Raw genomic sequence first — 17,895 nt, forward strand, 5'->3', positions numbered from 1 at the left:
CTTTCCCCTTTTTATAAGCCTCCCTAGACTGCGGCATACTTTATTTAAGGTAGGCCGCCATGTCCGAGACGCTGCTCAGTTCCCGCAATCTGGCTTTCGAGCTGTACGAAGTCCTCGATGCCGAGGGCCTGACCCGGCGCGAGCGGTTTGCCGAGCACAACCGCGAAACCTTCGATGCCGCCATCGGCACCGCGCGCAACATTGCCGAAAAGTACTTCGCACCGCACAACCGCAAGGGCGACGAAAACGAGCCACGCTACGAGAACGGTCAGGCGATTCTGATTCCCGAGGTGAAACCGGCGGTGGATGCCTTCCTCGAGGCTGGATTCCTCAACGCGGCGCGCAGTTTCGACGCTGGCGGCATGCAACTTCCTACACTGTTGTCCCAGGCCTGCTTTGCCCACTTCCAGTCGGCCAACGCGGCTTCTACTTCCTATCCGTTCCTGACCATGGGCGCGGCCAACCTGATCGAAAGCTTCGGCACCGAAGAACAGAAGCAACGTTTCCTGCAACCGATGATCGACGGCCGCTTCTTCGGCACCATGGCCCTGACCGAACCTCATGCCGGGTCGTCGCTGTCGGATATTCGTACACGTGCAGAGCCTGCGTCCGACGGCACCTATCGCCTCAAGGGCAACAAGATCTTCATTTCCGGCGGCGATCACCCACTCTCGGAAAACATCGTGCACATGGTGCTGGCCAAACTGCCGGACGCGCCGGCCGGCGTGAAGGGTATTTCGCTGTTCATCGTGCCCAAATTCCTGGTCAACGATGACGGCAGTCTCGGCAAACGCAACGACGTGTTGCTGGCCGGGCTGTTCCACAAGATGGGCTGGCGCGGCACGACGTCCACGGCGCTGAACTTCGGCGATAACGGCGAGTGTGTCGGTTATCTGGTAGGCAAGCCTCATCACGGCTTGAGCTACATGTTCCAGATGATGAACGAAGCGCGGATCGGCGTCGGCATGGGCGCGGTGATGCTTGGTTATGCCGGTTACCTGTACTCGCTGGAGTACGCCCGCGAACGCCCGCAGGGCCGGGTGCCGGACAGCAAGGATCCGACGACGGCGCCGGTGGCGATCATTCAGCACGCCGATGTCAGACGCATGCTGCTGATGCAGAAATCCTACGTTGAAGGTGCGTTCGATCTCGGCCTGTATGCGGCGCGACTGTTCGATGACACCACCACACTGGAAACCGAGGCCGAGCGCAAACAGGCTCATGAGCTACTGGATTTGCTGACACCGATCGTCAAATCCTGGCCGTCCGAGTTCTGCCTGAAAGCCAACGAACTGGCGATCCAGATTCTCGGCGGCCACGGTTACACCCGCGAATACCCGGTGGAGCAGTACTACCGCGACAACCGCCTGAACCCGATCCACGAAGGCACTCACGGCATTCAGTCGCTGGACTTGCTCGGGCGCAAACTGGCGCAGAACGGTGGTGCCGGGCTCAAGCAGCTGATTCGACTGATCGCCGACACCGCCGAGCGCGCAGTCGCGTACGAATCGTTGACCGCACTGCGTGAGCCGTTGGAGAAACTGGTCGCGCGCCTGCAGACGGTGACCATCGGTCTGCTGACCGACCTGGCTCAGGGCAAGGTCAACAGCAGTCTGGCGAATTCGGCGCTGTACCTGAAGGTATTCGGGCACGCGGTGATTGGCTGGCGCTGGCTGGAGCAGGCGATTCGGGCTGAGGAAGGGTTGTCCAAGGGGAATGCGGCGGATGTCGACTTCTATAAGGGCAAGTTGCAGGCGGCGCGTTATTTTCTGACGTGGGAAGTGCCGGGGTGCCAGCATGAATTGGCGTTGCTGGAGGCGCGGGATGATACGTGTCTGGAGATGCAGGATGCGTGGTTCTGATCATTGACCGAGTGAAACCCGGCCCTCACCCCAGCCCTCTCCCGGAGGGAGAGGGGGCCGAATGGGGGATGCTTAAGAAGTACATCGACCTGAAAGTGCTATGCCGAATCCATAATCGACTCGGTTTTTCAGGTCGATGTAGAGAGCAAGACAACTCGGTCAGTCCCCTCTCCCTCCGGGAGAGGGTTAGGGTGAGGGTGAGGGGCTCTTTGGCTCTTGGCACTCAAACCAACTTGAACCCACCCATCTGCCGCGCCAGATCATCCGCCAACCGCTGCAACATCTGACAATCCTCGCGACACGCCCGAACCTCCCCCGCCGTCGCCCGGGCCAGATCGGAAATCCCCTGCACGTTACGGTTGATCTCCTCAGTCACAGCCGACTGCTCCTCAGTCGCCGTCGCCACCTGATGGTTCATGTCGCTGATGCGCTCGACCTGCCCGGTAATCGCAGTCAAAGAAGCCCCGGTACGCTGGCTCGATTCAACCCCGGTGCCAGTCGCAGCCTGCCCGGTACGCATTGAAGACACAGCATTCTCCGCCCCCTGCTTGAGGCTGCCGATCATCTGCTGAATCTCGTCGGTAGACGCCTGAGTCCGACGCGCCAGCGTCCGCACCTCGTCTGCCACCACCGCAAAACCACGCCCCATATCGCCGGCTCGAGCAGCCTCGATGGCAGCGTTTAACGCCAGCAGGTTGGTCTGCTCGGACACCCCGCGAATCACCGCCAGCACCTGATCGATCGACGCCACCTGATGCGCCAGCTCACCCACCGCGCCCGCCGCGACGCCAATTTCATCGGACATACTTTCTATATGGCGAATCGAGCCGCCGACCACTTCCCGCGCCTGCATCGCTTCATCGCGGGCGGTTTGCGAGGCGAGCGCGGCGCTGCCGGCGTTCTGGGCGATCTCCTGCACGGTCAGGCCCATTTCGTGGACGGCGGTGGCGACCATGTCGGTCATTTCCTGCTGGCGGCCGGAGCGCTCGGCGGTGTTATCCACAACCCTGGCCACCTGGCCCACGGCAACGCGCAGACGCTCGCTGGTGGTCAGCACTTCGCCGATCATCCCGCGCTGACTGTCGAGGAAACGGTTGAAGCCCCGCGCAAGGTCGCCCAGCTCATCGGCGCGGCTGGAATCTAACCGGTGAGTCAAATCTCCACCACCGCTACCGATTGCTACCAATGCAGCTGTTACCTGACGAATCGGTCGCACCAACCCCTGGGCCAGCCAGATCACCAGCGCCAGGCAAACCAGCGCCACCACCAGGCCGATGCCGCTGCTCATCCACATCGCCCGGCGGGCTTCGGCGTAGATCTGCGACCGTGGCACTTCGGCCACCAGGGTCCAGCCGAGGTCGCGCAAAGGCAGGCTGAAGGCGAGGAAATCTTCGCCGTCGCGCTGAAAGCTGCTGTTGGCGGCGACTTTATGGCCCATGACCGCTTGTGCTGCCGAGACCCCGATCTGCTCGCTCAAGGTGCGCTTGCCGCTGAACTGTGCCTCGGGATGGACCTGGATAAGACCGTCGGAACGCACGAGATAGACCTTCCCGCGCTCGCCGAAGCTGAAGTTGTGAATCAGCTCCGACAGCTCTTTCATACTCAGACCAAGGCCCGCGACACCGACCACTTTGCCGGCCTCCTCCACCTTCAAATCGATGAACAGCGCCAGCTCTCCGGTGGCTCCGTCGTTGTCGATGTTCAGGGTTCGGGGCTGATTGCTGTCGAGGAAGGAGTAGAACCATGCATCGGCCGGTTTGTCGCGACTCAGGGTGCGATCCAGGCCTTTTTCGGTGATGTAGTGATTGGATTCGGTGCCGATGATCAGCGCGGTAAACGCCTTGTGTTCGGCGCGGATGCCTTCCAGATACTGCGCGAAGCCCGCCGTTTTGCCGGAGTCTTCACCGTTGGCCAGCCAGTCGCGGACCATGGTGTTGCTGGCGATGTCCTTGGCGGCGGTAAGGGGCTGAACGAGGATTCGTTCGATGTCGTTGCGCGTCGCTTCGATGCTCGACGGCAGCGCCTGTTCGACCAGATAGCTCTGGGCGAGGCGGTTGACCACCAGGGTATAAATGCCAACCACGATCAGAATGCTGACCAGCAGGGCGGTGCCCATACCGAGGATCAACTGCCATTGAATACTGCGACGCCAGAACTGCATGGAGCACCCCCAAAGAATAAGAGGCTGAAACACTGCAACAGCCGTGCCGATTGTATACAAACCAATCGACAATCTTATTCTTTGGTTGTGCGCAACCCCATCAACCCTGATTGATGGTCTTGGCGATGGTCTCGACCGTGGCGCTGACTTGCTCTTGGTAACGCTCGAGTTCTTCCTGATGCTGCTTCTTCATTTCAATCTGCTGCGAGCACAGATTCATCGCCGCCAATACCAGCAGGCGATCGCCGATCAGCGTCGGGTATTTGCGCTTGGTGTCGGCCAGTGCGGCCTTGAGCATCAATGCGGCGTCCAGCAGGGTCTGTTCTTCCCCGGCCGGTGCCTTGATCGAATAGTCCTCCCCCATGATGGAGATGACTTTTACCCCTGCTGTGCCGTGGTTCATGCGCTGACAGGACCTGCGTTGACGCGATCAACCAGGGCCTGGATGCGCGCGGCGGTGGCGCCGTGCTTTTCTTCCTGTTCCATCAGGCTCAGTTGCAGGCTTTCGTTTTCATCCTTGGCCTGGGCCAGTTCCGTGGACAGGGTCTGGTTGGTTTCCGACAGGGTCTGGTTCTGTTGCACCAGGTCGCTGACGAGCTGTTCCAATTGGCTGAGGGATGCTTCCAACATTTTGATCTTCCAGGGCTTTTTCAAAGGGCGCGTACGATAAAGAAAAGTCGTCGTTGACGCCAGGGTTAAACCGGCGCAAGGCCTTGATTTTCCTGGCGGCTCGACCGTTCTTGCGAGTCTTAGAGACTGTCATCTGCCAATCTGGTTCCTGCACTTCGTCGCTTGCGTGCGGATGCGACAAATACGCGCACCGACTCAAGACTTTAGTCGTATGACCGATAAGTCACCCAACAGCAGTCTCAGCCCGCATGGATGCGGCCCTTCCTGGTATACGCCCCATGTCCCTTCGCAATATGAATATCGCCCCCCGGGCGTTCACCGGCTTCGCCCTGATCGGCGGCCTGATGCTGATTCTCGGTGTGTTCGCCCTGAACCAGATGAGCAAGATCCGCGGCGCCGCCGAGGACATTTCCTCCAGCAGCGTGCCGAGCATCAAGAACCTCGACGAATTCACTCAGCTGACCCTGCGCCTGCGGGTGCTGTCGTACCGATTGCTGGTGAACCGCGAGCCGGACGTCCAGCAGAAAACCATGGATCTGCTCGATATGCGCAACCAGCAGATCCGCAAGGCCCAGACCGATTACGAGCCGTTGATCGGCAGCCCCGAAGAGCGTGCGGCCTACGATCAGTACGTGCAGTTGCTGGGTCAGTACCGCCAGATCGAAGACCGGATGAAAACCCTGTCGCGCAACAACCAGGTGGATGAGCTGCGCAACCTGCTGAACACCCAGTTGCTCGACAACTCCGAAGCGATGAACACCGTGCTCAACCGCCTGATGCAGATCAACGGTGAGCAGATCAGCGAAACCAACCAGCAGGCCGCCGACCAGTATTCCTCGGCCTTCAATCTGGTGGTGACGCTGCTGGTGATCGCCACTGGCCTGACTTTCCTGTTCGCCTGGTTGCTGACCGTCAGCATCACCAAACCGATCGCCAAGGCACTCGATGCGGCGGAAACCATCGCCGAAGGCAACCTGACCCAGCCGATCCACGTTGACGGCACCGACGAAGCCGGTCGCCTGCTGGCAGCCATGGCCAAGATGCAATCGAAGCTGCGCGACACCCTGCAGCGGATTTCCGGTTCGGCCACCCAACTGGCCTCCGCCGCCGAAGAGCTGAACAGCGTCACCGACGAAAGCGCCCGTGGCCTGACCCAACAGAACAATGAAATCGAACAGGCCGCCACCGCAGTCAACGAGATGACCAGCGCCGTGGAAGAAGTTGCACGCAACGCGGTCAGCACTTCGGAAGCCTCGAAGAACGCCACCACTTCTGCCGGCGACGGCCGCGATCTGGTGCAGGAAACCGTCAGCGCCATCGAACGCATGAGCGCCGATGTGCAGAGCACCGCGACCCTGATCGGCGACCTGGCCAACGAATCCCGCGACATCGGCAAGGTGCTGGACGTGATCCGTGGCCTGGCTGACCAGACCAACCTGCTCGCGCTCAACGCCGCCATCGAAGCCGCCCGTGCCGGTGAAGCCGGTCGTGGTTTTGCCGTGGTGGCTGACGAAGTCCGTGCCCTGGCGCACCGCACCCAGCAGTCGACCAGCGAAATCGAGCGCATGATCGGCAGCATCCAGAGCGGCACCGAACACGCCGTGGATTCGATGCGCAACAGCACCGAGCGCGCCGAGTCGACCCTGAACATCGCCCGTGGCGCCGGTCTGTCGCTGGACACCATCAACACGGCCATCGTCGAAATCAACGAGCGCAACCTGGTGATCGCCAGCGCCGCCGAAGAGCAGGCGCAAGTGGCGCGGGAAGTGGATCGCAACCTGGTGAACATCCGCGATCTGTCGGTGCAATCGGCGACCGGCGCGAATCAGACCAGTGCGGCGAGTAATGAGCTGTCGCGATTGGCGCTGGATCTGAACAATATGGTTGGGCGGTTTAGCCTTTGATTTGTTAGATCAAGGTCAAGATCAAAAGCTACCCCCTCTCCCCAACCCTCTCCCCCTAAAGGGGGCGAGGGGGAGGGAGCAGATCTTCGTGCGTTTCAAGACCTGAGTTCGACTCGCTATTTCAGGTCGATGTAACTCGAGAGAGCCACTCGGTCAGTCCCCTCTCCCTCCGGGAGAGGGCTAGGGTGAGGGCAGCAATCGCAAGCCGAACCCAAATCCCGAATCCCCCGCTGAAAAACCTTTTTGACAGCATCACATTTCAACAGGTTAGAATCGCTGGCACGCAGACTGCATGGTCAGTTTGTGCCCGTCTTTCCGCTTCTGGAGTACTGCCTTTGAATGCGACGACCATCAACAGCCTGTTCTTGATCGGCGCGTTGCTGGTAGGCGCAAGCATTCTTGTCAGCTCCCTTTCTTCCCGTCTCGGCATCCCGATTCTGGTGATCATCCTCGCGGTCGGCATGACTGCCGGGGTCGATGGCGGCGGCATCATTTTCGATAACTACCCGACGGCCTATCTGGTCGGCAACCTCGCGCTGGCGGTGATCCTGCTCGACGGCGGCTTGCGCACCCGGGTGTCCAGTTTCCGCGTGGCCCTATGGCCGGCTTTGTCGCTGGCGACGGTCGGGGTACTCATCACCACCGGCCTCACCGGCATGGCCGCCGCGTGGTTGTTCGATCTCAACCTGATTCAAGGCCTGCTGATCGGCGCCATCGTCGGTTCCACGGATGCCGCGGCGGTGTTCTCGCTGCTCGGCGGCAAAGGCCTGAACGAACGGGTGACCGCCAGCCTGGAAATCGAATCCGGCAGCAACGACCCGATGGCGGTGTTCCTCACCGTGACCCTGATCGACATGCTCGCCAGCGGCCAGACCGGCCTGCACTGGAGCCTGCTGACCCACCTGATCCGCGAGTTCGGCATCGGTGGTGTGATCGGTCTGGGCGGTGGCTGGCTGATGCTGCAACTGGTCAACCGGATCAATCTGGCCGCCGGCCTGTATCCGATTCTGGTGATCGCCGGCGGTCTGGTGGTGTTCGCCCTGACCAACGCCCTGCACGGCAGCGGCTTCCTCGCCGTGTACCTGTGCGGCCTGGTGATCGGCAACCGCCCGGTGCGCAGTCGTCACGGCATTCTGCACATGCTCGACGGCATGGCGTGGCTGGCGCAGATCGGCATGTTCCTGGTGCTGGGGCTGCTGGTCACTCCGCATGATCTGCTGCCGATCGCCTTGCCGGCGCTGGGTCTGGCGCTGTGGATGATTCTGTTCGCTCGGCCGCTGTCGGTGCTGGTCGGGTTGCTGCCGTTCAAGGCCTTCCACGGTCGCGAGAAAGCCTTCATTTCCTGGGTCGGCCTGCGTGGCGCGGTACCGATCATTCTGGCGGTATTCCCGCTGATGGCCGGGCTGCCGAATGCGCAGCTGTACTTCAACCTCGCGTTCTTCATCGTGCTGGTGTCGCTCCTGGTGCAGGGCACGAGCCTGCCGTGGGTGGCCAAGCTGCTCAAGGTGACGGTACCGCCGGAGCCGGCGCCGATTTCCCGCGCCGCCCTCGAAGTGCACGTCACCAGCGAGTGGGAACTGTTCGTTTACAAGCTCGGCGCGGAAAAATGGTGCATCGGTTCGCCCCTGCGCGAACTGAAAATGCCCGAAGGCACCCGTATCGCCGCCCTGTTTCGTGGTCAGCAACTGCTCCATCCGTCGGGTAGTACGGTGCTGGAAGTCGATGATTTGCTGTGTGTTATCGGCCATGAACACAACCTTCCGGCCCTCGGAAAACTGTTCAGCCAGGCGCCGCAACGCGGCCTCGATCTGCGCTTCTTCGGCGACTTCGTGCTCGAAGGAGATGCCCAGCTCAAAGCGGTTGCCGCCCTGTACGGCCTGCCCGCCGAAGGCATCGATCCGGACATGACCCTGGGCCACTTCATTGCCCAGAAAGTCGGCGGTGCACCGATCGTTGGCGACCAGGTGGAATGGAACAACACCCACTGGACGGTTGCGGTCATGGACGGGAACAAGATCGCCAAAGTGGGCGTCAGATTCCCCGAAGGAAGTCGCCCGGGCCCCGGGCTCTTCCTCTAAACTGCGTCCACTCTCACTTGCTTGACCGGTCTCTATGCCTACCCTGCGCTCCTTTTTCCTCGCGGCCCTGCTGGGCCTGAGTCTTACTGTCGGCCCGCTGCAGGCCGCAGAACCGCCGTCCAGCGACGCCGTGCAGGCCAGCCTGGACAAGCTCACCGACAGCAAACTGCCCGAGGCCGACAAGAAGGCCCTGCAGACGGTCCTGCAAAACACGCTGAACCAGCTCAATAACCGGCGTGACTACGAACAGAAGCTGATTGACCTCAAGCAGCAACTGGCCACTGCGCCGAAGCAGACCATCGAGAATTCGCGCGAACTGACCCGCCTCAAGGCCAGCGCCGTAGTGCCGGTGGCGCAGCGCTTCCCGAAGGAAAACATCCAGCAGCTGGAGCAGATGCTCACCGAGCGCTCGACCCAGCAAAGCGATCTGCAAAAGGCCCTGGCCGACGCCAACAGCCTGATCATCACCGCCCAGACCCGCCCCGAGCGTGCCCAGGCCGAGATTTCCAGCAGCCAGACGCGCATCCAGCAGATCAATAACATCCTCAAGACCGGCAAGGACGCCGGCAAAACCGTCAGCGCCGAGCAGCGCGACCTGCTCAACGCCGAGCTGGCCGCCCTGAACGCGCTGATCCCGCTGCGCCGTCAGGAACTGGCCGGCAACAACCAATTGCAGGATCTGGGCAACAGCCAGCATGACCTGCTTTCGGAAAAGTCCGACCGTCTGGACCGCGAGATCCAGGAACTGCAAACCCTGATCAACCAGAAACGTCTGACCCTGTCGCAGGAAACCGTGACGCAGCAGTCGATCGAGGCCCAGAAGTCCGGCAGCAGCGCCCTGCTCGCCACGGAAAGCGCGGCCAACCTCAAGCTCTCCGACTACCTGCTCAAAAGCACCGACCGCCTCAACGAACTGACCCAACAGAACCTGCAGACCAAGCAGCAGCTGGACAGCGTGACCCAGAGCGATTCGGCCCTCGACGAGCAGATCAACGTGCTCAAGGGCAGCCTTCTGCTGTCGAAGATTCTCTATAAACAGAAACAGGCGCTGCCGCGCCTCAAGGTCGACCGCGATCTGGCGGACCAGATCGCCGACATTCGCCTGTACCAGTTCGAAATCAACCAACAGCGCGAACAGCTGAGCAATCCGGCGACCTACGTCGACAACCTGCTGTCCACCCAGCCGCCGGAACAAGTCACGCCACAACTGCGCAAGAGCCTGCTCGAGCTGGCCAACACTCGCGTCGATCTGCTGGAACGGCTGAGTCGCGAACTGAGCGCGATGCTCAACGAATCGATCACCCTGCAACTGAACCAGAAACAACTGCTGAGCACCGCGCAAAGCCTGCGCGCGACCCTCGACGAGCAGATGTTCTGGATTCCGAGCAACAAGCCGCTGGACACCGAATGGATGCGCGGCGTGCCGGAGCGCCTCAAGCGTCAGATCGACACTTTGCCGCTGGCCTCGAGCTTCAGCGAACTGACCGACGGCCTGACCCAGCGACCGCTGTTGTTCCTGCCGCTGGCGCTGCTGATCGGCGCGCTGCTGTGGCGCCGCAAGCAGTTGTACTCGCGCTTGAACAAGGTTCATCAGGACATCGGTCACTTCAAGCGTGACAGCCAGTGGCATACGCCACAGGCGATCCTGATCAATATTCTGCTGGCGATGCCGGTGGCGCTGGGCCTGGCCCTCTGCGGGCTGGCGTTGCAGATCGACGCCCGCGGGCAGAACGCCAACATGGGCGCGGCGCTGCTGCAAATGGCCCAGGCGTGGCTGGTGTTCTACACCGCTTACCGGATCCTCGCGCCGGGCGGCGTGGCGGAACTGCACTTCCGCTGGGAAAAGCCGCAGGTCGAATTCCTGCAAGGCTGGGTGCGTCGCCTCGGACTGGTGGTCATGGCGCTGGTGGCGGTGGTGGCGGTCGCCGAGCTGCAACCGGCGGCGCTGGCCGACGATGTGCTGGGCATGCCGGTTGTGCTGACCTGCTACGCCCTGATGGCGTGGCTGCTCAGCCGTCTGCTGATCAGCAGCCCGACCCACGAAAACGCCTCGCTGTTCCGCAAGGCTGTGGGCGTGATGTTCACTCTGCTGCCTATCGCGCTGTTCGTCGCCGTGTGCTTCGGCTACTACTACACCGCGCTGAAGCTCAGCGACCGCTTGATCAACACGTTGTACCTGCTGATGTTCTGGCTGGTGATCGAAGCCACGTTCGTCCGTGGCCTCGCGGTTGCGGCACGCCGTCTGGCCTACCAGCGCGCCCTGGCCAAACGTCAGGCCGCGAAAGAAGCCGGCGACGGCGAAGCGGTGATCGAAGAGCCGACCCTGGACATCGAAAAGGTCAACGAACAGTCTCTGCGCCTGATCCGTCTGGCACTGCTCGGCGGTTTCATCGCCGCGCTGTACTGGGTCTGGGCCGACCTGATCACGGTGTTCTCGTACCTCGACAACATCACCCTCTACGAATACACCAGCGGCACCGGCGCCAACATGAGCATGGTGCCGATCAGCATCGGCGACATGCTCGGCGCGCTGATCATCATCGGCATCACCTTCGCGCTCGCCCGCAACTTGCCGGGCCTGCTTGAAGTGTTCGTTTTGTCGAAACTCAATCTGGCTCAAGGCAGTGCGTACGCGACCACGACGCTGCTGTCGTACGTGATCGCCGGGGTCGGTTTCGTCTCGACCCTGTCGACCCTCGGCGTCAGCTGGGACAAGTTGCAATGGCTGGTGGCGGCGCTGTCGGTCGGCCTCGGTTTCGGCATGCAGGAGATCTTCGCGAACTTCATCTCCGGCATCATGATCCTGTTCGAACGCCCGGTGCGGATCGGCGACACCATTACCATCGGCAACCTCTCGGGTACGGTGAGCAAGATCCGCATCCGCGCCACGACCATCACCGACTTCGACCGCAAGGACATCATTGTCCCGAACAAGACGTTCATCACCGGGCAACTGATCAACTGGTCGCTGACCGACACCATCACCCGGGTGACCCTGAAACTGGGCGTCGATTACGGTTCGGATCTGGATCTGGTCAAGGAACTGCTGCTCAAGGCCGCCCGGGAAAACCCGCGTGTGCTCAAGGAACCCGAGCCGCACGTGTACTTCCTCAACTTCGGCGAAAGCACTCTCGACCACGAATTGCGCATGCATGTGCGCGATCTCGGCGACCGCAACCCGGTACTCGATGAGGTCAACCGCTTCATCAACCGCGAGTTCAAGAAGCAGCACATCAACATTTCGTTCCGCCAGATGGAGGTTTACCTGAAGAACCTCCACGGTCAGGAATACAAGATGGTGCCGATCGAGCCGGAAACCAAAACCATCGTGCCGGTCAGCGATGACCAGAAACCCTTGCAGGAACCGCCGCCGGCCAAACTCGACTAACCCGGCTAATCCCAGCAGAATGCTCGGACATTCTGCTGGAGCCGGCCCTTGAAAGCCCTCGACGAACTGACCTTCGACAACCGCTTCGCCCGCCTGGGCGATGCGTTCTCGGCCCACGTGCTGCCCGAACCGATCGACAATCCGCGACTGGTCGTGGCCAGCCCTGCGGCCCTGGCGCTGCTGGATCTGGACCCGGCAGTGGCCGACACCCAGGAATTTGCCGAGCTGTTCGGCGGCCACAAGTTGTGGGCCGATGCCGAGCCACGGGCGATGGTCTATTCCGGACATCAGTTCGGCGGCTACACCCCGCAATTGGGCGATGGGCGCGGATTGTTGCTGGGCGAGGTCTACAACGCCGCCGGTGAGCACTGGGACCTGCATCTGAAGGGCGCCGGGCAGACGCCGTTCTCGCGCATGGGCGACGGCCGCGCGGTGCTGCGCTCGTCGATCCGCGAGTTTCTCGCTTCCGAAGCGCTGCACGCGCTGAACATCCCGTCTTCACGCGCCGCCTGCGTGATCGGCTCCGACACCCCGGTCTGGCGTGAGAAACAGGAACGCGCCGCGATGGTGCTGCGCCTGGCGCCGAGCCACATCCGTTTCGGCCATTTCGAATATTTCTATTACACCAAACGTCCCGAGCAGCAGAAGCTGCTCGGCGAACACGTGTTGGCGATGCACTACCCCGAATGCCTGGAACAGCCGGAGCCGTATCTGGCGATGTTCCGCGAGATCGTCGAGCGCAACGCCGAACTGATCGCCAAATGGCAGGCCTACGGTTTCTGCCACGGCGTGATGAACACCGACAACATGTCGATCCTCGGCATCACCTTCGACTTCGGCCCGTTCGCCTTCCTCGACGATTTCGATGCGAACTTCATCTGCAACCACTCCGACGACCAGGGCCGCTACTCCTTCAGCAATCAGGTGCCGGTCGGCCAGTGGAATCTCAGCGCCCTGGCCCAGGCCCTGACGCCGTTCATCAGCGTTGAAGCCCTGCGCGAAACCCTCGGTTTGTACCTGCCGCTGTTCCAGGCGCACTACCTCGACCTGATGCGCCGCCGCTTCGGCTTCACCACCGCCGAGGACGACGACCAGCAACTGCTGGAACAACTGCTGCAACTGATGCAGAACAGCGGCGTCGATTACACGCTGTTCTTCCGCCGCCTGGGCGAAGAGTCAGCCGAACAGGCCGTCGCTCGCCTGCGCGATGACTTCGTCGATATCAAGGGTTTCGATGCCTGGGGCGAGCGCTATGTCGCACGCGTCGCACGCGATGGCGCGACCGATCAGGAACAGCGCCGTGCGCGCATGCATGCGGTGAATCCGCTGTACATCCTGCGCAACTATCTGGCGCAGAAGGCGATTGATGCTGCCGAGCAGGGTGACTATTCCGAAGTGCGCCGATTGCACGCGGTGTTGAGCAATCCATTCGAGGAACAACCTGGAATGGAGAGTTACGCGGAACGGCCGCCGGAGTGGGGCAAGCATTTGGAGATCAGTTGTTCCTCATGAAGCGCACGGTCTCCTGTCTTGGAGCCGTGCACCCTCCCGTCAGGCAACCTGCTAGATGACAGCGCCGGCTGAAAAAGCCGCGCGACATGCTCAGAGTGCAAAGGCCACGACTCTGAACACACTGGTTTCCTTTCAGATAAACACGTCCACAGGTAGCTTGAAGTGCTCGGCCAGCCAGCGGACCTGCCGCAGATTCAACTGGCGCTTTCCACTGAGGATTTCCGAAACAACAGACTGAGTCCCCACACCCGGCAAATCGCTCTGGGTCAAACCATGCTCACGCATCAAATACCCCAGTACTTCAAAACCGGGCGGTTTAGGCGTCGGGTGATGCACGCGATCCCATTCTTCAATCCAGTCACCGATGATATCCACCAGACTCATTAAAGGATGAGACTCATCATCACCCGTCATTTCGAGCAGCTCGTCAAGGGCTTGAACGAGCCTGTCGTAGTCGTCTTCGCTTTTCGGCTTGCGCAGCAAGGGCGAAACGAACTCCCAGTGCTCAGCGGCTTTTTTGATCAGAACACTCATGCCTTAGCCTCCTTCCATTTACCGCGGTCATATTCGCGATGATCCAACACATGTCTGATGTACAACTTTTGAGGTCGAAATCTGACATAGGCGATCAACCTGAGCTTGTTACCGCCAATATCGAAAACATGAAAATCACCCACTTTGTCGACAGCTGGAAACAAGGCCTTCAGCGCCGCAAAATCTGGCGATTTGCTCCCTTTCGCCACTTCCAGCCAGTGGTCCAGTGCTGTAGCTGCGTTAGGCTATTTGGCCTTCGCTTCTCGTATTCGTTTTCCGGTGATGACATGCATGCAACATCCTTATCGCATTCTGCTATGGGGAGTTAATCACAGATCAAAATTATCGCAAGTTGCGATACGGCCGAGCAGACCAACGGACTAAGCCGGTTCATTTCAGCCTAGGCTCACAGCCAAACACTGCACGATTGAAAATATGAGCAAACGTCTCCAACTAGTAGTTATCAGCTCTCCACCGGATTCCGATCATGACCGACCCACTCCTCATCCCCTGCCCCTCCTGCAACGGCCTCAACCGCATTCCCGCCGAGCGCCTCAACGATCACCCGAAGTGCGGGCGCTGCAAGTCCGAGGTGCTGTTGAACAAGCCGTTCGAGCTCAAGCAAGGCGATTACGCCAGTCAGATCAAGGGTGATCTGCCGTTGCTGGTGGACGTGTGGGCGGAGTGGTGCGGGCCGTGCAAGTCGTTTGCGCCGGTGTTCGAGCAGGCGGCTGCGCAGCTGGCGGGCAAATGCCGGCTGGCCAAGCTGGACAGCGAGGCCAATCAGCAGTTGTCGGCGCAGCTGGGGATTCGTTCGATTCCGAGCCTGATTCTGTTCCGCAACGGCCGGGAAGTCGCCCGTCAGAGCGGGGCTTTCCCGTTGCCGCAGTTGATGGCCTGGCTGCGCAGCCAGGGCATCTGACAAGGCTTCAGGCGTCTTCGAGCAGGTTATGCAGTTCGACGAACTGTTGCGTCAGCTTGTGCCGTGGGTCGAGGTGGATCAGCGGCGTGTTGGCTTGATGCGATTCGCGCATGCGCACTGAACTGGCGAGGTAGACCGGCAGCACCGGCAGGCCCTCGGCGATCAGTTCGTCGAGGATCTGCTGCGGCAGGCTGGCCCGGGCCTGGAACTGGTTGACCACAATACCTTCGACTTCCAGGCCTTCGTTGTGGTCTTCCTTCAACTCGTCGATCTCGGCGATCAGACCGTACAGGGCCTGACGCGAGAAGCTGTCGCAGTCAAAGGGAATCAAAACCCGATCGGCGGCAATCAGTGCCGAGACCGCGTAGAAATTCAGCGCCGGTGGCGTATCCAGATAGATCCGGTCGTAATCTTCCGACAACTCGTCGAGCAGCTTTCGCAGCTTGTTGATCTTGTGCTTGGCCTCAAGCTTGGGCTGCAGGTCAGCCAGTTCGGCAGTGGCGGTGATGATGTGCAGGTTGTCGAAGGGCGTTTCGTAGATATCCGCCTGATTCTTTTTCGAGAACGGCCCGGAAGACAGGGTCTGCTTGAAGAAATCGGCAATGCCCATCGGAATGTCATCACCCGTGAGCCCGGTCAGATACTGAGTGGAATTGGCCTGGGCATCGAGGTCGACCAACAGCGTGCGATAACCCTCGCTGGCGCTTACCGCCGCCAGATTGCAGGCAATGCTGGATTTGCCCACGCCACCTTTCTGATTGAACACCACGCGCCGCATGACAAAACCTCCGTGTATCAAAGAATGACCGAGTGTAGTGGTGCCCGGTGCCGGTTCGCTACCTCGATGGGCACGGACTACAGAGTCGGGCGCCAATATCCCAATGAATACGGCGCAAAAACACCCGATGATCGCCGATTCGCCTGACAGACAGACACCCGACAATCTGGATAATGGCCAAGTGATAGCTCTTGCCGCGTACCATTCGGTTCATTTCGTCGTTCAAAATGTAACCAGCATTTGCTACACACTCGTCGCACCGGGATAATGCGCGCCACCCGGCGCCACGCGCCATGCCATTTCAGGCTAAATCAGCTCAGCGGCGACGTTGGCGAAACCGCGTCAACTCAGCCCGCAGGGGCGGGATAAATGTCCGTGATCAACTTCAACATCGCCCAATGGCGCGCCTGGGCTCCCGGGCTCGACAGTGTGGAAGCCTGGCAAGCCTGGAGCCGACAACCGGTCGTGCTCGAAAGCAGCGATGCCGCACCCGATGTTTCGTTTCTGCCGGCCATGCAGCGCCGTCGTCTCAGCCGTCTGGCGCGGATGGCGTTCAGTGTCGGCTGGCCGCTGGCCGACGGTCGGGAAAACCTGCCGCTGGTGTTCGTCTCCCGGCACGGCGAAACCCCGCGCACCTTTGAAATCCTCAGCGATCTGGCCAACGAACAGCCGCTGTCGCCGACCCAGTTCAGCCTGTCGGTGCACAACGCGATCATCGGCCTGTGGTCGATCATGCGCGGCGAAACCAGCGAAATGACCGCGCTCGCCGCGGCCGGCGACGGCCTCGAACACGGCATGCTCGAAGCGGCGACGTTGTTGAACGAAGGGGCCCCCGCCGTGCTGCTGGTGATCACCGAGGAACAACCGCCCGAAGCCTATTCGACGTGGATCGACGACGTACCGTTTCCCTACGCGGTCGGGCTGTTGCTCACCCCCGGTACCGACTGGCGGCTGACCCTGAACAGCGCCCCCGAAGCACGGTCAAAAACGCAGTGGCCCCACGCACTGAATCTGCTGCGAACCCTGCTCGGTCAGCAACCCCATTGCCAACATGCCTGGAAGACTCGTCTATGGACCTGGCAACGCAACCCGTGATCGGAAAAAACCGCGACGCCTATTACTGGCGTCTGCTGGCCACTGCCACCAGCTTCGCCCTGTTCGGGCTCGGTGGTCTGTGCCTGCGCCTGCTGGTATTTCCATTGCTCGGTTGTCTGCCGGGCGATGCCATTACGCATCGCGAACGGGCACGCCAGACCGTCAGCCGGCTGTTCTGGTTTTTTGTCCGGTTCATGGCCCGTACCGGCGTGCTGACCTACGACATTCAGGGCGCCGAACGCCTCGGCCGTCCGGGGCAGATGATCATCGCCAACCACCCTTCACTGATCGACGTAGTGTTTCTCATCGGTCTGGTGCGCGGTGCCAACTGCGTGGTGAAGAAAAGCCTGTGGGAAAACCCCTTCACTCGCGGCCCGCTGCGCAGCACCGAATACATCAGCAACGACGGCAGCATGGACATGCTCGACGCCGCCGCCGGTGCCTTGCAGAGCGGGCAGACCCTGATCATTTTTCCCGAAGGCACCCGCACCCAGCCAGGTCAGGCGCCAGCCTTTCATCGGGGCGCGGCGGCCATCGCGCTGCGCGGTGCGAAAATCCTCACCCCGGTGGTCATCAAGGTCAGTCCGACCACCCTGACCAAGGCCGAGCCCTGGTATCGCATTCCCAGTCGCCGCGTGCACTTCAGTTTTCACGTCGGGGCCGATATAGACCCACAGACTTTCGCCGCGCAGGGGCCAGCGCCCCAGGCTTCGCGCAAGCTCAACGACTATTTGCACCAATTCTTTATCAAGGAGCTCGCCGAAGATGAGCGATCTAAACCGTGACATCAAAGAGCTGATCATCGACGCCCTGGGCCTCGAAGACATCAGCGCAGAGGACATCGGCGACGACCAGACGCTGTTCGGCGAAGGCCTGGGCCTGGATTCCGTCGACGCCCTGGAGCTCGGCCTGGCGATCCAGAAAAAGTACGGCATCAAGATCGACGCCGACGCCAAGGACACCCGCAACCATTTCTCCAACGTGGCGAGCCTTGCGGCGTTCGTCACGGCAAAACAGGCAGCTTGAGACCG

Annotated in this window: 13 protein-coding genes and 4 pseudogenes; 10 read left to right on the plus strand and 7 right to left on the minus strand. The window is 61.0% G+C overall.

The features are described from left to right. The first annotated feature begins 59 nt into the window (after window positions 1-59). Window positions 60-1,862, plus strand: coding sequence for an acyl-CoA dehydrogenase (locus tag AC07XZ_RS10525; RefSeq protein WP_102686825.1), 1,803 nt, complete (start codon window positions 60-62; stop codon window positions 1,860-1,862). Between the two features lie 223 nt (window positions 1,863-2,085). Here AC07XZ_RS10525 and AC07XZ_RS10530 read toward each other — a convergent pair whose 3' ends face one another. The 4 genes and pseudogenes from AC07XZ_RS10530 to AC07XZ_RS10545 all read right to left on the minus strand — a co-directional run bounded on the left by AC07XZ_RS10530 (window position 2,086) and on the right by AC07XZ_RS10545 (window position 4,653). Next, window positions 2,086-2,931, minus strand: a complete 846-nt coding sequence (locus tag AC07XZ_RS10530) for a methyl-accepting chemotaxis protein (protein ID WP_494990242.1) — start codon at window positions 2,929-2,931, stop codon at window positions 2,086-2,088. A 21-nt stretch (window positions 2,932-2,952) separates the two neighbouring features. Next, a pseudogene (locus AC07XZ_RS10535) lies at window positions 2,953-4,023 on the minus strand (cache domain-containing protein); the annotation flags it as partial. A 100-nt stretch (window positions 4,024-4,123) separates the two neighbouring features. Next, window positions 4,124-4,426 (minus strand): cell division protein ZapA, encoded by a 303-nt coding sequence (locus AC07XZ_RS10540; RefSeq protein ID WP_007952314.1) that lies wholly within the window; start codon window positions 4,424-4,426, stop codon window positions 4,124-4,126. Continuing rightward, window positions 4,423-4,653, minus strand: a complete 231-nt coding sequence (locus AC07XZ_RS10545; protein WP_007952320.1) for a hypothetical protein — start codon at window positions 4,651-4,653, stop codon at window positions 4,423-4,425. Before AC07XZ_RS10545 ends, AC07XZ_RS10540 begins: the two co-directional genes overlap by 4 nt. Window positions 4,654-4,997: 344 nt before the next feature. On the opposite strand from AC07XZ_RS10545, the pseudogene AC07XZ_RS10550 reads away from it, so the two are divergent. From AC07XZ_RS10550 to selO, 5 genes and pseudogenes are all read left to right on the plus strand, one after another. Then, a pseudogene (locus tag AC07XZ_RS10550) lies at window positions 4,998-5,654 on the plus strand (MCP four helix bundle domain-containing protein); the annotation flags it as partial. A gap of 303 nt (window positions 5,655-5,957) precedes the next feature. Next, window positions 5,958-6,557, plus strand: a pseudogene (locus AC07XZ_RS10555) (methyl-accepting chemotaxis protein); the annotation flags it as partial. Between the two features lie 335 nt (window positions 6,558-6,892). Beyond that, entirely contained in the window at window positions 6,893-8,635 is a 1,743-nt protein-coding gene (locus AC07XZ_RS10560) for a potassium/proton antiporter (protein WP_085667701.1), read from the plus strand. 34 nt (window positions 8,636-8,669) lie between these two features. Continuing rightward, complete coding sequence (mscK, locus tag AC07XZ_RS10565) at window positions 8,670-12,023, plus strand: mechanosensitive channel MscK (RefSeq protein ID WP_085746445.1); 3,354 nt, start codon at window positions 8,670-8,672, stop codon at window positions 12,021-12,023. A 48-nt stretch (window positions 12,024-12,071) separates the two neighbouring features. Beyond that, the gene (gene selO / locus AC07XZ_RS10570; protein ID WP_064382865.1) at window positions 12,072-13,535 is read left to right on the plus strand and encodes a protein adenylyltransferase SelO; all 1,464 of its coding nucleotides are present in this window, start codon (window positions 12,072-12,074) and stop codon (window positions 13,533-13,535) included. 132 nt (window positions 13,536-13,667) lie between these two features. Here selO and AC07XZ_RS10575 read toward each other — a convergent pair whose 3' ends face one another. Together AC07XZ_RS10575 and AC07XZ_RS10580 are read right to left on the minus strand one after the other, a co-directional pair. Beyond that, on the minus strand, window positions 13,668-14,069 hold the full coding sequence (locus AC07XZ_RS10575) for a helix-turn-helix domain-containing protein (protein WP_039766491.1): 402 nt from the start codon (window positions 14,067-14,069) through the stop codon (window positions 13,668-13,670). Further along, window positions 14,066-14,362: pseudogene (locus AC07XZ_RS10580) on the minus strand (type II toxin-antitoxin system HigB family toxin). Before AC07XZ_RS10580 ends, AC07XZ_RS10575 begins: the two are co-directional and overlap by 4 nt. A gap of 194 nt (window positions 14,363-14,556) precedes the next feature. On the opposite strand from AC07XZ_RS10580, the gene trxC reads away from it, so the two are divergent. Next, window positions 14,557-14,991, plus strand: a complete 435-nt coding sequence (gene trxC / locus AC07XZ_RS10585) for a thioredoxin TrxC (RefSeq protein ID WP_102686828.1) — start codon at window positions 14,557-14,559, stop codon at window positions 14,989-14,991. A gap of 7 nt (window positions 14,992-14,998) precedes the next feature. On the opposite strand, the gene AC07XZ_RS10590 is transcribed toward trxC, so the two are convergent. Continuing rightward, the gene (locus AC07XZ_RS10590) at window positions 14,999-15,769 is read right to left on the minus strand and encodes a ParA family protein (protein ID WP_007952339.1); all 771 of its coding nucleotides are present in this window, start codon (window positions 15,767-15,769) and stop codon (window positions 14,999-15,001) included. A 369-nt stretch (window positions 15,770-16,138) separates the two neighbouring features. On the opposite strand from AC07XZ_RS10590, the gene AC07XZ_RS10595 reads away from it, so the two are divergent. The 3 genes from AC07XZ_RS10595 to AC07XZ_RS10605 are packed head-to-tail and all read left to right on the plus strand — an operon-like array spanning window position 16,139 to window position 17,890. Then, window positions 16,139-16,864 (plus strand): beta-ketoacyl synthase chain length factor, encoded by a 726-nt coding sequence (locus AC07XZ_RS10595; RefSeq protein ID WP_085746442.1) that lies wholly within the window; start codon window positions 16,139-16,141, stop codon window positions 16,862-16,864. Continuing rightward, the gene (locus tag AC07XZ_RS10600; protein ID WP_085746441.1) at window positions 16,840-17,649 is read left to right on the plus strand and encodes a lysophospholipid acyltransferase family protein; all 810 of its coding nucleotides are present in this window, start codon (window positions 16,840-16,842) and stop codon (window positions 17,647-17,649) included. The genes AC07XZ_RS10595 and AC07XZ_RS10600 overlap by 25 nt, the downstream gene beginning before the upstream one ends. Further along, window positions 17,630-17,890, plus strand: coding sequence for a phosphopantetheine-binding protein (locus AC07XZ_RS10605; RefSeq protein ID WP_007952344.1), 261 nt, complete (start codon window positions 17,630-17,632; stop codon window positions 17,888-17,890). The genes AC07XZ_RS10600 and AC07XZ_RS10605 overlap by 20 nt, the downstream gene beginning before the upstream one ends. Window positions 17,891-17,895: the final 5 nt, after the last annotated feature.

The organism is Pseudomonas sp. GW458-11-26-14-LB4 (assembly GCF_059423925.1).

What these genes read in the sequence shown, in the direction of transcription:
- AC07XZ_RS10540 (WP_007952314.1), bottom strand. Translation starts at nt 4,426, where the DNA reads ATGAACCACGGCACAGCAGGGGTAAAAGTCATCTCCATCATGGGGGAG.
- AC07XZ_RS10590 (WP_007952339.1), bottom strand. Translation starts at nt 15,769, where the DNA reads ATGCGGCGCGTGGTGTTCAATCAGAAAGGTGGCGTGGGCAAATCCAGC.
- AC07XZ_RS10605 (WP_007952344.1), top strand. Translation starts at nt 17,630, where the DNA reads ATGAGCGATCTAAACCGTGACATCAAAGAGCTGATCATCGACGCCCTG.
- AC07XZ_RS10575 (WP_039766491.1), bottom strand. Translation starts at nt 14,069, where the DNA reads ATGAGTGTTCTGATCAAAAAAGCCGCTGAGCACTGGGAGTTCGTTTCG.
- AC07XZ_RS10600 (WP_085746441.1), top strand. Translation starts at nt 16,840, where the DNA reads ATGGACCTGGCAACGCAACCCGTGATCGGAAAAAACCGCGACGCCTAT.
- trxC (WP_102686828.1), top strand. Translation starts at nt 14,557, where the DNA reads ATGACCGACCCACTCCTCATCCCCTGCCCCTCCTGCAACGGCCTCAAC.
- AC07XZ_RS10545 (WP_007952320.1), bottom strand. Translation starts at nt 4,653, where the DNA reads ATGTTGGAAGCATCCCTCAGCCAATTGGAACAGCTCGTCAGCGACCTG.
- mscK (WP_085746445.1), top strand. Translation starts at nt 8,670, where the DNA reads ATGCCTACCCTGCGCTCCTTTTTCCTCGCGGCCCTGCTGGGCCTGAGT.
- AC07XZ_RS10530 (WP_494990242.1), bottom strand. Translation starts at nt 2,931, where the DNA reads ATGATCGGCGAAGTGCTGACCACCAGCGAGCGTCTGCGCGTTGCCGTG.
- AC07XZ_RS10595 (WP_085746442.1), top strand. Translation starts at nt 16,139, where the DNA reads ATGTCCGTGATCAACTTCAACATCGCCCAATGGCGCGCCTGGGCTCCC.
- AC07XZ_RS10525 (WP_102686825.1), top strand. Translation starts at nt 60, where the DNA reads ATGTCCGAGACGCTGCTCAGTTCCCGCAATCTGGCTTTCGAGCTGTAC.